The 15,417-nt window shown below is 61.6% G+C and carries 10 protein-coding genes and 2 pseudogenes; 8 read left to right on the top strand and 4 right to left on the bottom strand.

All coding sequences use genetic code 11. The annotated features are described in order from the left end of the window. Positions 1 to 71 precede the first annotated feature (71 nt). The 3 genes from BM413_RS19855 (at position 72) to BM413_RS33650 (ending at position 2,845) form a co-directional block, all read left to right on the top strand. Positions 72 to 1,085 carry an ABC transporter substrate-binding protein gene (locus BM413_RS19855; protein WP_091916216.1) on the top strand — a complete coding sequence of 338 codons (1,014 nt, stop codon included), beginning with the start codon at positions 72 to 74 and terminating at the stop codon, positions 1,083 to 1,085. 70 nt (positions 1,086 to 1,155) lie between these two features. Further along, complete coding sequence (locus BM413_RS33175) at positions 1,156 to 1,359, top strand: hypothetical protein (RefSeq protein WP_175544369.1); 204 nt, start codon at positions 1,156 to 1,158, stop codon at positions 1,357 to 1,359. Positions 1,360 to 1,420: 61 nt separating this feature from the next. Further along, complete coding sequence (locus BM413_RS33650) at positions 1,421 to 2,845, top strand: amidase (protein ID WP_175544368.1); 1,425 nt, start codon at positions 1,421 to 1,423, stop codon at positions 2,843 to 2,845. A 147-nt stretch (positions 2,846 to 2,992) separates the two neighbouring features. On the opposite strand, the pseudogene BM413_RS34010 reads toward BM413_RS33650, so the two are convergent. Next, positions 2,993 to 3,073 (bottom strand): annotated as a pseudogene (locus BM413_RS34010) (hypothetical protein); the annotation flags it as partial. 18 nt (positions 3,074 to 3,091) lie between these two features. Here BM413_RS34010 and BM413_RS33645 point away from each other — a divergent pair. Beyond that, entirely contained in the window at positions 3,092 to 3,271 is a 180-nt protein-coding gene (locus BM413_RS33645; protein WP_175544358.1) for a hypothetical protein, read from the top strand. Here BM413_RS33645 and BM413_RS34105 read toward each other — a convergent pair. Continuing rightward, positions 3,238 to 3,351, bottom strand: coding sequence for an NAD(P)-binding domain-containing protein (locus BM413_RS34105; protein WP_091916213.1), 114 nt, complete (start codon positions 3,349 to 3,351; stop codon positions 3,238 to 3,240). The two genes, BM413_RS33645 and BM413_RS34105, sit on opposite strands and share 34 nt — an antisense overlap. Further along, positions 3,351 to 3,743, bottom strand: a complete 393-nt coding sequence (locus tag BM413_RS19835) for an ABC transporter permease (protein WP_244537932.1) — start codon at positions 3,741 to 3,743, stop codon at positions 3,351 to 3,353. The genes BM413_RS34105 and BM413_RS19835 overlap by 1 nt, the downstream gene beginning before the upstream one ends. Before the next feature lie 204 nt (positions 3,744 to 3,947). Here BM413_RS19835 and BM413_RS33165 point away from each other — a divergent pair, with 204 nt between their 5' ends. From BM413_RS33165 to BM413_RS19815, 4 genes and pseudogenes are all read left to right on the top strand, one after another. Then, entirely contained in the window at positions 3,948 to 13,061 is a 9,114-nt protein-coding gene (locus BM413_RS33165) for an autotransporter-associated beta strand repeat-containing protein (RefSeq protein WP_175544367.1), read from the top strand. 376 nt (positions 13,062 to 13,437) lie between these two features. After that, positions 13,438 to 13,971: a MarR family winged helix-turn-helix transcriptional regulator gene (locus tag BM413_RS19825; RefSeq protein ID WP_091916211.1), complete on the top strand. Its 534-nt coding sequence runs from the start codon at positions 13,438 to 13,440 to the stop codon at positions 13,969 to 13,971. A 79-nt stretch (positions 13,972 to 14,050) separates the two neighbouring features. Beyond that, positions 14,051 to 14,380 (top strand): annotated as a pseudogene (locus BM413_RS19820) (acyl-CoA dehydrogenase family protein); the annotation flags it as partial. 242 nt (positions 14,381 to 14,622) lie between these two features. Continuing rightward, positions 14,623 to 14,865, top strand: a complete 243-nt coding sequence (locus BM413_RS19815) for a hypothetical protein (protein ID WP_091916208.1) — start codon at positions 14,623 to 14,625, stop codon at positions 14,863 to 14,865. Between the two features lie 234 nt (positions 14,866 to 15,099). Here the strand turns inward: BM413_RS19815 and BM413_RS19810 are convergent, their stop codons facing one another. Beyond that, positions 15,100 to 15,315: a putative quinol monooxygenase gene (locus BM413_RS19810; protein WP_139238616.1), complete on the bottom strand. Its 216-nt coding sequence runs from the start codon at positions 15,313 to 15,315 to the stop codon at positions 15,100 to 15,102. Between the last annotated feature and the right edge of the window lie 102 nt (positions 15,316 to 15,417).

Here is a 15,417-nt window from a genome sequence, read left to right as displayed (position 1 = left end):
CAATCGGCCAAGAAGAATGGGCAAAGCCCACATGTCTCCACGCAGTCAATTCTCCAGAAGCGGAACAAAAAATGAATCGCAGAAAATTCCTCGTTGGCACCTCGGGGCTTCTCGCCACGACCGTGCTTCCCCTTCCGTCATTCGCGCAGGCGGCGACGAAAATCAAGATCGTCCAGTCGACCTATGGCTTCCTTTTCGTGCCGGCGATGGTCGCGCAGGAAATGAGCTTTTTTGCCCAGAACGGCCTGGATGCGGAATTTACCGTCAACCTGGGCGGCACCGAAGCGCTTGCCGCCGCTCTTTCGGGCGATGTCGACATCGCAGTTGAAGCTTCGTCAAGCGCCATGCGTTCTCGCGAACGCGGCACGGAGGCGAAAATCTTCGGCTGCTCCTGCACCCGCTACGCATCCAATGTCGTGATCTCGAAGGCGCTTGCCGAAAAGAAGGGTATCGACGAGAAGAGTTCAGTCGAACATAAGATCGAAGCGCTCCGCGGCGCGCGTATAGCAGTCATCGGCTTGGGCAGCGGCACTCATCAGCTGCTGCTGTATCTGCTGGGCCGTGGCGGCCTCAACCCAGACAGGGATCTCGAGATTCTCGGCATCGGACAGGTCAGCGGCGTTCTCGCCTCATTCGAACAGGGCAGGATCGACGGCTTCGTCGCCTCCAGCCCCAACAGCGACCTCGCCGTGCTCAACTACAACGGCATGATGCTGTTCAACATGTCCGAGGGATCCATCCCCGAACTGAACGACTATCCTTACATCAGCTACATCACGCGCGAGAGCTGGCTGAAGGAGAATCCGGAAACAGCGGCCAAATTCCGCAAGGCCATCGATGCATCGCTTGTTGCGATACACGATCCTCAGCAGGCTGATAAGATACGCGACGTCATACATGCCAAATATCACGAGAAGACCGACAAGGCGCTTTTCGACACTGTTTGGTCTGCAATGTCCCAGGCTTGGCCGCAAGACAGCCGGATCACGCGCGAGATGGGCGAGAAGGCGCTGGGCTTCCTCAACAAGGTCAGCCCCGAGCCTTTCCCGACCACGCTGCTGGACTCCGCGTTCCACTATGCATGAACTGGAGTGCTGGCGGGTTTGATCCCGCCAGTATCCCCTCAACACCGAGACTGAGACTGGATCCAAGAGAATGTCGTCCGAGACGATTAGCCGAGAAGATTTTGCCGTGCTCATTGCCCGGGCCGGGCTGAAACTTGATGAAAGCCAGTTCGAGGCAATGCGCCAGTCCTATAAACACGTTCGCGCGTTAACAGATCTGCTGCGTGTCCCGCGCACCCGCAGCGTGGAGGGCGCTCATGTCTTTCACGTGCCACGGCCTGACAGCCGGAGCTGAAACGCACAGGACTCGCCTGCGCGGCGGGTTAGCGGCAATATACAATCGAAAGAACAGACTTATGTCGGAAATCTGGGAACTCGGCCTGGCGAAGGCCGCTCGGCTGATCGCGCAAGGCGAGCTTTCGCCTATGGAAGTGGTGGATCACTATCTCGAAAGGGCCAATGCACTCAATCCAGCGGTGCAATGCTATGTTCGGATCGAGGAGGAGACTGCCCGCGCCGATGCCCGCACTGCTGAAGCCGAGATCGTCGCCGGGCGATACAAAGGCGGGCTTCACGGCATACCTTATGCGCTGAAGGACATCATCGACGTCGCGGGGCTGCCGACGACGAATGGATCACGCCTCACGCTTGACGATATAGCACCCACTGACTCTGCTGTGGTCGAAAGACTGCGCGCGGCAGGCGCTATCTTGCTGGGCAAGGCCGAAACCCAGGAATTTGCCATCGGAGGGCCGGATTTCAGCCTCCCGCACGGCCCGGCACGCAATCCATGGAATCTCGACCATTTCACCGGCGGTTCTTCCAGCGGTTCCGGCGCGGCGGTTGCTGCAGCAACCGTGCCCCTGGCGATAGGAACCGATACGGGCGGCTCCATCCGCACACCCTCCGCCTATTGCGGCCTTGCAGGGATGAAGCCGACATATGGCCGCGTCAGCCGCCAGGGCATGACCCAGCAGGCCTATTCTCTCGAAATGGCCGGGCCGATGACCTGGACGGTCGAGGACAATGCGATCGCTCTGGAAGCGCTTGCCGGTTATGATCCGTTCGATCCCTCCTCGGTGGAAGTCGAAGCTCAGAAGTGGTCCGAGGCGCCGGGCAAGGGCGTTCGCGGACTGAAGATCGGATTGGTGCGGAATTTTCACGAAGAGGAGCCGGACGGTTTCTCTGACGAAATCGTAGCCGCGTTCGAGACGGCCGCACAAGTATTGAAGGACGCCGGAGCCCAGATTGTCGATGTGAAGCTCACCCCGCTTCGGCACTACTTCGCCGCACAGCGCGTCATCATGTATGGAGAAGCGGCCGCCGTTCATGAACATGACTTCAAGAACAACCTTCATCTCTACGGTCCTTACGCCATCGAGCGGTTTCTGCCTGGCTTCCTTCTGACGGCGACTGACTATGTCCAGGCGGTCCGGCGGCGGGGAGAATTGACACGCGAGTTGAGTGAGGCATTTCGCGAAGTCGACCTGCTGCTGGTCGTTGGAGCGGTGGGCGCTGCACCTCCCCTCGAAGGGATTGAGCCCGGGACGCTGCTGAACGGCACGCTCTCGGCGAATGCGCCCTTCAACCTCACCGGGTCACCTGCGATGATTGTTCCCACCGGCCTGAACCCATCCGGCCTGCCGCTGGCGGTCCAGATCGTCGGCCGGCATTTCGACGAGTTCACCGTCTACCGTGCGGCGCATGTCATAGAGATCGGTCTGGCCAGCCGGGAACTGCGGCCGCAAACGGCAATGCTCCCCCGTGCGCAGAAAGTTTGACGAGCGCAGTCTCTTATGCGCCACGGCGTTGGTGCATAGAAAGACCCTGGCCGATTCAGACTGGCTCGCTCTCGCGAGGTGAAGTCGTGAGGCCATGACGGTGAGTTCGCCAGTCCCGGCCTTGACCGAGCCACCGCTGATCGCCGCATTGAGATAGAGTAGGCCTCTGTCTGCCGCGCGGGCGGCAAAGGCCTGGGCCTCGGCCGGCGCGACGGTCGCCGAGGAAATGATGCGGCGCCCGGTTTCATGGCGGCGACAGCACCGCTCTCGCCGAAAAGCACGGTTTCCGTCTGGGCAGCGTTCACCACCGCCACCACGATGTCAGCATCTTCGACAGCGGCGGCGGGAGTGGAAAAAGGCATGCCGCCGCTTGCCTCGAGGCTCGCCCGTGCCTATTCGCTGACGTCGCAGCCGGCAACGCTGTAACCGGCGCGGACTAGCGAGCGGGCCATGCCGAGTCCCATGGAACCAAGGCCAATGACGGCGATATGAGTTTGACCGGACATCAGCGGTTCCTTTCGAATCTGCGGATCAGCAGCATTAACAATATTATCAGGCCGAAGACGATCTGCCTGAAGGCTTCCGGCATCTGGAGGACGGAGAGAATGGACGACAGAAGCGTAATGAACAGCGCACCGACCACCGTGCCGGCATAGCTGCCGCGCCCGCCAAGGATCGAGGTGCCGCTGATAACGACCGCCGTGATGACCGGCCGCAGATAGGCATCGCCCATGCCCTGATAGGCCTGGTTGGCATAGCCGGAGAGCAGGATGGCGCCGATGGCGGTGAAGATACCGGCGGCTACGAAGGTGAGCGTGGTGACGAACCGCACGCGGATGCCGGAGAGATAGACGGCCTTTTCCGAACTAAGCGACGGTAAACACGCGGTAAAATCCACCCAAAAATAGTCAAATCCGTATAATTGACCGTAATTTTGGCCGGGCATAGGGTCCGGCTCGTCGGCGCTTGGGGAATAGGCGAGCGGCACCGCAATTTTTGCAACTGATGTGAACTGCAACCGGCAGCATGGCTGTTTTCGGCAACGGCGGAGCCATGCGCGAAGCCTTTTGCCGGTTTATGTTCGCCAGACGGGGAAGACCAAGTGAGTAGCATTCGCCGCAGCCGACAGGACGCCGCCCAAAACGACAGCACGCAGAGACTTCCCACCGCCAGGAAACACAATACCGAAGCCCCGGCAAACTCTCTGCACGGACGCTACCGCGCGATCCTGCTTGCCGGTACGGCCCTGGTCGCGCCTATTGCGCTGGTAGCGATGAACCAACCGGCGCTGGCGCAGTTCATCGGGAGCAACGGCGGGAATGGTGGCAACGGCGGCGGCAATGGCACTTCTGCTGGCGGTGGCGGAGCCGGCGGCAACTATGGAGATGGTAGCGCGGCCGCGCCTGGCGGCGGAGGCGGATCCACCGGCGGTCAAGGGTCCCGCGGGGGCGGCGGCGGCGGCTCAGACAGCGGCGGTGGTGGTGGTGGTGGCTATATAACTGGCGCCGGCGGCGGCGGTGGTGGCGCCGGCGGCGCCGGAATGGTCCTCGGCACCGATCTGAATAACAGCAATGCCATCACCGGCGGCAATGGCGGCAACGGTGGTAGCGGAAGTTACGGTTTTGTCCCCTCCGGCTCCTATGGCGGCGGCGGCGGCGGTGGCGGCGGCGGTTCCGGAATAATCGCCACGACCGGCGCCAACCTCATCAATTCCGGCACGATCACCGGCGGCGATGGTGGCGGTGGTGGGAGCGTGAACGGTATCTATCCGTATACCAACCTGTCGGAGAACGGAGCCGGTGGCAGAGGTGGCAATGGCATCAGCGCCATGGGTTCCGCAGGGTTGGCAATCACCAACACAGGCACGATCAAGGGCGGCGGCGGCGGCACCGATTTCCAGAATTTCCAGCCCTACCGACCACAGCCCGGCGGCTTCGGCATTATCGGCCAGAACCTGACGATCATCAACAGCGGCACGATCGCCGGCGGCGTCCAGGGAGGAGCCGGCGGGTCGAACGGCGCGGTCTCCACCGCCATCATCATCACCGGCGGCGTGAACGGTATCAAGGCGCTCGCCGGCAGCAACATCGGCTCGATCGAGCTTGGCGGCAACACGACGCTGGCAGGCACGTTCAACAACACGATCCAGGTCAATGGCGGCGTCACGATGTCGGTGAGCGGCTCGACCACTGCCGATGATGTGTCCGGCATTACCACGCTGACGAATTATGGCACGACCGCGATAGCTGCAGGGCGCGCACTGAGCGCCCAGACGATCAACAATAGCACTGGCACGATCAGCGTCGGCGCCGGCGCGACGCTGCGCGGCACGGGCAACACGCTTAACAACAATGCGACCATCAATGTCGATGCGGGCGGCAACCTCATCGAGGCCGGTGCAATCAACAACCAGGGCGGCGGCACCATCAATTTCAGCGGCCCGACCGGGACGGCAACGCTGTCCGCCGGTGGCGGCATCAACAACGATGGGCAGATAAAGGTGATGGGCGGCGATGTGTCCGTCACCGGTAACCTGAGCAACCAGAACAACGGCACGCTGACGCTGACCGGCGGCAACATGACCGGCATAGGCACGCTGACCAACAGCGGCACGGCGACGTTGAACGTTGCTTCCGGCTACAATCTCGGCGTTGACACCCTCTCGGTGACGGGCGGCAGCGTCACCGGTACAGGCACAATCACCGCGACAACCGTCTTCAACATCCAAAGCGGCACGATCGCTACAGCGCTAGCGGGCAGCGGCGCTTTCAACAAGATCGGCTCGGGCACCGCAACACTGAGCAGCACCAACACTTATTCCGGAGGCACCAACATCAACGGCGGCACGCTTGCTGTCTCGACCGGCGCCAACCTTGGCTCCGGTGCGCTGAGCTTCAACAGCGGTACGCTGCAGGCAACGTCATCCTTGACCACCAGCCTGGATGCTACCCTCGATACAGGCGGCGGCACGCTTTCCGTATCGACGGGAACCACGCTGACCTATAACGGCCTGCTCAGCGGCGCGGGCGCGCTTAGCGTCGCCGGCGGCGGTAAGGTCTCGCTCGGCGGCGCAAACACCTATCTCGGCGGCACCACGCTGATCGGTGGCACGCTGTCGGTGCTCAACGATTCGAGCCTCGGCGACACGGCAGGTACGCTGACGCTTCAGGGCGGCACGCTGGAGACGCGCAATTCGTCGGTGGCGATGCGCGATGTCGTGCTGAACGGGACGGGCGGCGACTTGGCTCAGGCTGCGGGAGCAACCCTTATCCACTCCGGCCAGTTCACTGGGATCGGCGCGCTTACCGTAAGCGGACCCGGTACGCTGAAACTCACCAACAGCGCCAACAGCTATTCCGGTGGGACAACGCTGGCCGGCGGCACGCTCGAGGTCACCGGCGACGATACACTGGGCAGTGGCGGGCTGACCTTTGTAGGCGGCGCGCTGGCCACCACGGACAGCTTCACCATGAACCGCGCGGTCACGCTGTCGGGCGCGGGAACGATCGCATCCGTCGAAGGCACGACGCTTTCCTATGCCGGTGCGATCAACGGCGTTGGCGGCCTCACCGTCGCCGGCGGCGGTACGCTCGCCCTTCTCGCAACCAACGGCTATCAGGGCGGCACGACGATTTCCGCCGACGCGACCCTGTCGGTGCTGTCCAACGACAACCTGGGTGCGTCAACCGGCAGCCTCAATTTCGACGGCGGGACGCTCAGCGTGGGATCGTCCTTCAACATGAGCCGCAGCGGCACCATCGGTACCGGCGGCGGCACCGTGGCACTCAACGGCACCACTTTGACCTCTCTGGCTGGATTCAGCGGTTCGGGCGCCCTGACTGTGGAAGGTACCGGCACACTGGTGCTGGCCGGTGCCAACACCCATAGCGGCGGCACGACGATCACCGATGCCACGCTGCAGATCGGCAATGGCAGCGCCAGCGGTTCGCTGGCGGGCGCAGTGACCAACGACGGCAAGCTCGTCTTCGACAGAACCGGAACCATCACGCTCGACGGGGCGATCGACGGCAGTGGCAGCCTCGAACAGAACGGGGCGGGCACGGCGATCCTCACCGGGAGCAACAGCTACAGCGGCGGCACCAGGATATCGGACGGAACGCTGCAGATTGGTGACGGTGGCAATTTCGGCTCGCTCTCGGGCGATGTCGACAACGGCGGCACGCTTGTGTTCAATCGCTTCAACAACAGCACTTTCGACGGCGTCGTCAGCGGCACGGGCACGGTTTCCAAGGCAGGTGCCGGTAAATTGACGCTGACCGGCACCAACACCTATTCCGGCCTCACCACCATCAGCGGCGGCACGCTTGAGGTCGGCGATGGCGCCACTTCCGGCAGCCTCGGCAGGGGTGACGTCAGCAACGGCGGTACACTTGCCTTCAACCGTTCCGACATCGTCACCGTCAACAATGAAATCACAGGCATCGGCAAGCTTAACCAAACCGGCACCGGCACAACCATCCTGACTGGCACCAGCACCTATACCGGCGCAACGACCGTTTCCGCCGGCACCCTCCTTGTCAACGGCTCGATCGCCTCGTCTTCCGGCATCACCATCGACGCCGGCGCCACCATCGGCGGCAGCGGCACGCTTGCCTCGACCACAGTCAACGGCACGTTTGCTGCCGGCAACAGCCCCGGCACGCTCACCGTCGACGGCGACCTGGTGCTCAATTCCGGCTCGACCAGCGTCTTCGAACTCGGCACGGATGGTGTTGCTGGTGGCCCTACCAACGATCTTGTCATCGTCGACGGTGACCTGACACTGGGCGGCACGCTGGAAACACCCAACGCGGTGACCGGCTACTATCGCCTTTTTAACGTCGGGGGCGGCATCACCGGCTCGTTCGACGATTTGCCCACCGACGCCATCATCAGCACCGCCGTTGCCAACCAGGTCAACCTGCTGCTGCGTAATGACGGCCAGTTGCTGCAGTTCTGGGATGGCTCCGACCTCACCGGCAACGGCACCGTAGACGGCGGCTCTGGCACATGGAACGCAGCCAACGGCAATTGGACCGGCGCTCCCGGCGAAGCCGGCATCAATGACAGCTGGCGCGGCGAGGTCGGCGTATTCGCCGGCACCGCCGGAACCGTCACGCTCGACGGCACCCTCGCCTTCCAGGGGTTGCAGTTCTCGACGGATGGTTATGCGCTTTCGGGCGGCGTGCTCGAGCTCAAGGGCGACCCCCATGGCAACGTGGACGCCAGCTTCATCAACACCGACGCCGGCGTAACGGCGACAATCGCATCGGAATTCCAGGCCTCGTGGAGAGAGGGTCTCGACAAGCTCGGCCTCGGCACCCTGATACTGACCGGCGACAGCAGCTTCATCGGCAAGACGACCATTTCGAGCGGCATCCTGCAGCTCGGCGATGGCGGCACCACGGGTTCGCTCTATGGCGATATCGTCAACAACAGCGTTCTCAAATTCGATAGGTCCGACGATGACCTGGTTCTCGGCGGCGTCATTTCGGGCACCGGTTCGGTCGAGCAGGCTGGCACCGGCACCACCACGCTGACCGCCGAGAACACCTATAGCGGCGGAACCACGATCAGCTCCGGAACGCTTCAGCTCGGCGATGGCGGCACCAGCGGTTCCATTGCCGGCGACGTCGTTAACAACGGTACGCTCGCCCTGAATCGCATCGACGCTGAACTCGTCTTGGACGGCGTGATTTCTGGAACCGGCGCACTGGTGCAGAAGGGTGCCAATGGCGCCGCCACGCTGACCGGTAACAATACCTACACCGGTGGTACAACGATCGAGGCGACGAGCAGGCTGATCCTCGGCGATGGTGGCACCAGCGGCTCGATCGCCGGCGATGTCGTCAACAACGGCCTTCTGGTGTTCCAGCGCTCCGACGACGTAACCTTCGACGGCGACATTTCCGGCAACGGCGCCTTGACCAAGGTCGGCACAAACAAGCTGACCCTGACCGGAGACAGCAGTTATACCGGGCGAACGGCCGTCGTTGCCGGCACGCTCAGGCTTGAAAGCGACACCGCTGCCGGAGCCAGCGAAATCTACTTGGCGACCAACGATTCCGTTCTCGACTACGACGCCGGCATCGACGTCGCCAACGATGTCACCATCGCCGAGGATGTGGGCAAGCTTCAGGTTAATTCCGGGACCGCGACGCAATCCGGCGTGATCTGGGGCTATCTTGCAGGCATGGAGAAACTTGGCGCCGGCACGCTGGTCGTCAAGGAAGTCTACGTCGACAACGAAACCAAGGTGTCGGAGGGCGCGCTGAAAGCCGGTGCCGACAACGCCCTCAGCGCCGACAGCGACCACATCATTGTCAGCGGTGCCAAGCTGAACCTCGACGGCTACGACCAGACGATCGCCTCGCTGGCGGGAGCCGGCGACGTCAGCCTCGGTTCCGGCACTTTGACCACAGGCGGCAACAACGGTTCGACGATATTTTCCGGCAGGACTACCGGGACCGGCGGACTGACGAAGTACGGAACCGGCATCTTCACGCTCAGCGGCACCAATAGCTATACTGGCGCCACGACCATATACGCCGGCACCCTCAAGGCAGGCGCGACCAACAGCTTTGCGGCCGGCAGTGCCTTCAGCATCGCGGAGAGCGTGAAGCTCGACCTCGGGGGCTACAACCAGACCATCGGATCGCTCACAGGTACGGGCGAAGTCGCCTTGGGTGCCGGCTCGCTCACCACTGGCGGCAACAACACTTCGACCACCTATGCGGGCGTCATCGGCGGCAGCGGCGGCCTGACCAAGTCAGGATCGGGGACCTTCACCCTCTCAGGTTCCAGCACCTATACCGGCGCCACCAAGGTGGATGCTGGCACACTGAAAGCCGGGGCGGAGAACACCTTCGCCGCAGGCAGCGCCTTCAGCATTGCTTCAGGTACAACGCTCGACTTCGACGGCTACGACCAAATCATCGGATCGCTTGCGGGCGCCGGCAAAGTGACGCTCGGTGCCGGCACGCTGAGCGCCGGCAATGCCAGCGACACCAGCTTCTCCGGTGTCATCTCCGGTGGCGGCAGCCTCATCAAGCAGGGAGCCGGCAGCCTCACCTTGACCGGCATAAACACTTACACCGGCACCACCTCCGTCACGGCTGGCCGGTTGCAGGTCGACGGCAGGCTCGCCGGCACTGCCGTCACCGTCGAAAGCAGCGCGACGCTCAGCGGCTCAGGTTCCATCGATGGGGCCGTCACGGTTTCCGATGGCGGCTATCTCGCACCCGGTTCGAACCACGGTCCGTTGACCCTGGGCTCGCTGTTTTTGGCGAACGGTGCCTATCTCGACTACGAGCTTGGCTTGACCAGTGATCGTATCGACGTTGTTGGCGACCTGACACTCGACGGGACCATCAATGTCAGCGGCGATAACGACTTCGGCGCAGGCATCTATCGTCTGTTCAACTATGGCGGCGCACTGACAGACAACGGGCTGGCCATTGGCACCGTCCCCGCAGCCTTCCAAGCTGGCGACCTGACCGTGCAGACCGCGGTCGCTTCGCAAATCAACCTGGTCAACACGGGCGGCACCACCCTGTCGTTCTGGGACGGCGGCTCAGCCGCAAACCTCAACAACGGCACGGTTGATGGCGGCGACGGGGGGTGGAGCGCTACCGGCGGAAACTGGACCAAGCAGGACGGCGCTTTCAATGCGCCGATGACGCCCCAACCCGGCTACGCCATCTTCCAGGGTCAGGCCGGCACCGTGACGGTCGATGGCAGCCTCGGCGAAATTGCTGTCACCGGCATGCAGTTTGCAAGCGACGGCTACAGGGTCGAGGGCGATTCGATCACGCTCGCGGATGCGGCCACAACCATTCGCGTCGGAGACGGCACCACCTCCAGCACCCGCACCGAGGCCACGATCGCATCCGAACTCACAGGCGCCGGCACGCTGGTCAAAGATGACCACGGTACCCTCACACTGACAGGTAACAACAGCTATACCGGCGGCACGGTCATCAAGGGCGGCAAGCTCACGGTTTCTTCCGACGTCAATCTCGGTGCAATTTCCGGCGGCCTTGCCTTTGCCGGCGGCACGCTTCGCAACGCAGCGGCAATGACCACTGCGCGCGACATCGACATGCGCTCCGCAGGCGGCACGCTGGAGACGCAGGCAGATTTCACTGCATCCGGAACTATTTCTGGCCAGGGCAAACTCACGAAGTCCGGCATAGCGACACTGACGCTGACCGGCACCAATACCTATACTGGCAGCACCAGGATCGATGCGGGAACGCTTCAGCTCGGCAATGGCGGCACGACTGGCTCCATTGCCGGCGATGTGGACAATGTCGGCGCACTCGCCTTCAACCGATCGAACCTCCTGACCTTTGCAGGTTCAATCTCGGGCAGCGGCGCGGTCGAGCAGACCGGTTCCGGCAAGACCGTGCTCGCTGGCACCAACAGTTACGCAGGCGGCACGACTATAGCGTCCGGAACGCTTGCCGGCACGGCATCGAGCTTCGGAACCGGAGCCATCCTCAACAATGCTGCACTCGTCATCGACCAGAGCACCGACGCCAGCTTCGCCAACGCCATCAACGGCACCGGCGACTTCGCCAAGACCGGCAGCGGCACGCTGACACTGACCGGCACAAGCCTGCTCGCGGGGGATACCACGGTCAGTGCCGGACGGCTTGCCGTCAATGGCTCGCTGACCAATTCCAGTGTCACGGTGGAATCGGGCGCGAGCCTGGGTGGCACAGGCACCGTCGGCAAGGTTACGGCGCTATCGGGCTCGACGGTTGCGACCGGCAATTCCATCGGTACGCTCAACGTTGCCGGCGACGCACGCTTCGCCACCGGCTCCACCTTCCAGGTCGACGTCGATGACACCGGCAAATCAGACCGGCTCGCCGTCTCGGGCAGGACAACGCTTTCAGGCGGTACCGTGCAGGTTCTTGCGGGAAGCGGCAACTACGGGCCATCCATGCAATACACCATCCTGACGGCCGCCTCGGGAATCTTCGGCCAGTTCGCCTCGGTCACCACCAACCTTGCGTTCCTGACACCGACACTATCCTACATAGCCGACTCGATCGGGCTGAAGCTCGACCGCAACGCCATCTCATTCGCCGACGTCGCGCTTACCCGCAACCAGATCGCTACCGGTGGTGCGGCCGAAAAACTGGGCAACCAGCACGCTCTCTATAAGGCTATCGTTAATCTCGATGAGGATGCGGCCCGCAAGGCCCTCGACGCTCTGTCCGGCGAGGTCCATGCGTCGGTCAATGGCATGCTCGCCGAAGACAGCAATATCCTCGCGAACACAGCAAATGGCCGAATAAGGGCTGCTTTCGGAGATACCGCAATCACCCTCCCGGTCATGGCATATGGTCCGGACGGTCCCGTGCTCGGGAAAGCAACGACAGATCGCCTCGCCGTCTGGGGTCAGGCATACGGTTCGTGGGGCAACACCCACAGCGACGGCAACGCGGCGGCGTTTAACAGCAGCACCGGCGGCTTCCTCGGCGGGGTCGACACAGGCATCGGCGACAATCTCCGCCTCGGTGTCATTGGCGGCTACAGCCACAGTTCCTTCGATGCGGAAGCCCGGGCTTCGTCGGGCAGCATCAGCGCCTATCAATTTGGCGTGTTCGGCGGCGGCCAGTGGGGCAACCTCGGCCTGCGCGGCGGTGCCGCATACAGCTGGAACAACATCGAGACCAGTCGCGCGGTCGCCTTCCCCGGCTTTTCGGACAGTCTCAATGCGCAGTACGATGCCGGCACGACACAGGTCTTCGGTGAAGTCGGTTACCGCCTGCATGCAGGCGGCTCGACATTCGAACCATTCGCCGGTCTCAATTATGTCGCCGTCAGGACCGACGGCTTCAGCGAAAAGGGTGGCAAGGCGGCTTTGACGGGCTCCGACTCGACGAGCGAGACGACTTTCGCAACGCTCGGCGTGCGTGCCAGCGCCGACATAATCATGCAAGACTTCAACGCCACTCTACACGGCATGGTTGGCTGGCGGCACGCCTTCGGCGACTTTACGTCGCTGAGTTCGCTCGCCTTCGCTGGCGGCAGTGCCTTCACTATAGCCGGCGTGCCGATCGCGCGAAACAGCGCGATCGTTGAAGGCGGGCTCGATTTCGCGCTGTCGCCTGCCGCCAAATTCGGTCTTTCCTATGCCGGCCAATTCGGCAACGGGGCCATCGACCAAAGCTTCAAAGCCAATCTCGCAGTAAGCTTCTGAAGACGTGAACCTAGGAGATGCTTCCAGATGCATTCTACTCGCCGTTGATTTCCTCGCATCCCTCTCGCTCACGTTCAAGCGCATGCCAAACCGCATTCGCACAACGTTTCTAGATCCGGCAGAAAGGGCATAAAGGATCGCGACATACGCCGACCAAATTCCATAACGTCTCGTCGGACCGTCGTTCCGGACGGCACTCCGTCCAACTTTCGAAAGGTACAAACGATCGCGCTGGTCGGCTTGCCCGATCCTCGCTTCATCTGGCGCATAGGTCGTGGCTTGACAGCCAACCGCCATTCAATAGAACGTGGGCGCCACAAGCCAGCATGATGCTTCGGATATGAAGCGAAGAATGGATGGGGGAATTTGAGGATTAATGGCGAAAGAGCTTCGACGCGCGGCCAAACCGCTGACCGAACGCAGTACACAGGCGCCTTCTCTGGAAGGCGGCAGCGCCACTGATGACACGAAGCCTCCACACTATCGCTCGCTGAATCTCGTCACGAGGAGCGCCCATCGCGAGTTGTTGATAGCATTGCAAAACCGCATAGCCGACAAGGAACTGACGGTCGCAATGTCGACCTATCTGCGCTGCCTGTGGGAAAAGGACGGTGTTACCCAGCGTGAACTGGCAAAGGCCGCCCAGCTCGTGGAGGGCACCACCACCGATACGCTGAAGAAAATGGAGAACAGCGGACTTATCGTTCGGGTCCGAAACAAACAGGACGTTCGCAAGATCAATATCTACCTCACCGTCCCGGCTCGCCGCCTCTACGAGCAAGTCAGGGACATCCATATGGAGATCGACGCTATTGCCCTTCGCGGACTGTCAGACGAGGACATCTCCACATTCAGGAAGGTCATCGACAAGATGACCGAGAACCTTGCCGCGGACAACATGTCCATGTGACCCATCCGGTGATCTGGAATCCTGAGATTTACCTGCTTAACGGCCGCCCAGTTGCGCCAGCGGGTGTAGCCAATTCGGCCAGCCGATCGGATCGTTTCAAGCGGTCAAGCATCGCTGCGCGAATATGGCGATCAATGCCGAGGTTCTTTCGGCCCAGCTCCTGTTCGCTGTGATTGCCGAACGTGACGGGTGGCCAGACGCCCTCTTCCAGATCGAGGCATGCTGGCTACTGGCATGCCGCTACTCGCTAGAAAACTGCCGCAGCAGCATCCAGTTGCATGGCGGCATCGGCTTCAGCGCTGAATGCGACGCCCATCTCTATCTGCTGCGCGTGCATCTTTTGGAGAATCTCGGCGCAACCAACACGCAACGTCAGCAGACGATCTTGAAGCGGGCGGGCTTAAGCTAAACTGAGGCTTGTTACGCCTCGAAGGAATACTACCCGTCATTTTCAGCGCCGCTACCTGCGCAATTGGCTTGCCTCAGCCCTTTCGGCACACCGATTTTCGGGAACACTCGCGTTCTCACATTTACGTGCAATCCGACAACCGTGACAACGGACGTGCGAATTCCCATATCAGCCAGATTGCGGACATCACGCGGTCATCGTTTGCGTCTATGATCCGCATATCAAAAATTTGGAGGTGCCGTATGGGACATAGACGCGAACCCACGCTCGATGAGATCTTGAACGAACCAATCATCCGCAAGGTTATGAAAAGTGACGGATACACCCCTGACGATATTCGCCTTTTGATGCGGCAGGCGAGTGTCAAGGCAAGCAGAAATGGCGTGACATATCTGATGCTGCCTTCCGTCACCGATGATGCGGGACTTCAGCATATGCCCGCTTCAAAGACGCTGAATGCCTGTTGTCAACAGCCTTCAGCTTGAGCGTCTTTCAGGAGAACAGATTTCCGTTCAGTGACCGGCGTTTAGACACAAGCGTGTGTGCCCGCTTCAACCAAGCCGGCAACGTCGAGCAAGACATTCATCAATGTCTCGGCGCCGGCCGCACATTGATCGATTGTGCTGCTTTCCAGAGGACTGTGCCGCATCGGCGCCGAGCCTCTTAAGTGTGACAGGTGCGTTCATCAACCTATTCCTCCGTTTGGCTTTCATCTCTGATCAGGCTTTTGCCGACACTTCCCGGCAGGTCATAAGCGTGACCTCGCCGTCGAGGATCGGCTGGGCGATACCGAAGAACCGGGCAACGACATCGGAATTGTTGTGCCGATCCATGGCGCCCTGATCGGCAAACCGTTCATAGGTGGTGAAGACACAAGGGTCGGCGGGATCTTGCGAGATGAAGAAGCCCAAGATGTCGGGCTCGTTGGTGCGCACATGTTAGGCTGGGGCCACCTGAATTCACTTTAGATAACACTCTACAGCAGACCGATAGCAATCGGTTTCTTTGCAAATGGCCGTGCAATCTTAGAACCCACG

The organism is Mesorhizobium sp. YR577 (assembly GCF_900116595.1).
In the GTDB taxonomy this organism is placed as follows: domain Bacteria; phylum Pseudomonadota; class Alphaproteobacteria; order Rhizobiales; family Rhizobiaceae; genus Mesorhizobium_M.
This window is presented reverse-complemented; position numbering and strand designations above follow the sequence as displayed.